The organism is Lysinibacillus sp. 10T31 (genome assembly GCF_056394365.1).
Genome location: NZ_JBFTHS010000186.1, coordinates 1 through 485 on the forward strand (window position 1 = coordinate 1; position 485 = coordinate 485).

The 485-nt window shown below is 53.2% G+C and carries 5 tRNA genes; all 5 read left to right on the forward strand.

Going from position 1 to position 485, the window contains the following annotated elements:
* Positions 1-75 precede the first annotated feature (75 nt).
* Positions 76-149: transfer RNA gene (locus AC1DCY_RS27510), tRNA-Gly, on the forward strand.
* Between the two features lies 1 nt (position 150).
* Positions 151-227: transfer RNA gene (locus tag AC1DCY_RS27515), tRNA-Ile, on the forward strand.
* 4 nt (positions 228-231) lie between these two features.
* A tRNA-Asn gene (locus tag AC1DCY_RS27520) sits at positions 232-308 on the forward strand.
* Between the two features lie 9 nt (positions 309-317).
* Positions 318-408 (forward strand) — tRNA-Ser (locus AC1DCY_RS27525).
* 2 nt (positions 409-410) lie between these two features.
* Positions 411-482 (forward strand) — tRNA-Glu (locus tag AC1DCY_RS27530).
* Positions 483-485 lie beyond the last annotated feature (3 nt).

Below are 485 nucleotides of genomic sequence, written 5' to 3' on the forward strand. Positions count from 1 at the left end.
TTAGCTCAGTTGGTAGAGCATTAGATTGAAGCTCTAAGTGTCGGCGGTTCGATTCCGTCCTGACCCACCATATTTGCGGGTGTAGTTTAATGGTAAAACCTCAGCCTTCCAAGCTGATGTCGTGAGTTCGATTCTCATCACCCGCTCCAAGGGCCTATAGCTCAGCTGGTTAGAGCGCACGCCTGATAAGCGTGAGGTCGATGGTTCGAGTCCATTTAGGCCCACCATTTTTCCGAAGTAGCTCAGTTGGTAGTAGCACCTGACTGTTAATCAGGTTGTCGCAGGTTCGAGTCCTGCCTTCGGAGCCATTTTTTTGTGGGGAAGTACTCAAGAGGCTGAAGAGGCGCCCCTGCTAAGGGTGTAGGTCGGGTAACCGGCGCGAGGGTTCAAATCCCTCCTTCTCCGCCATTGGCCCGTTGGTCAAGTGGTTAAGACACCGCCCTTTCACGGCGGTAACACGGGTTCGAATCCCGTACGGGTCATAC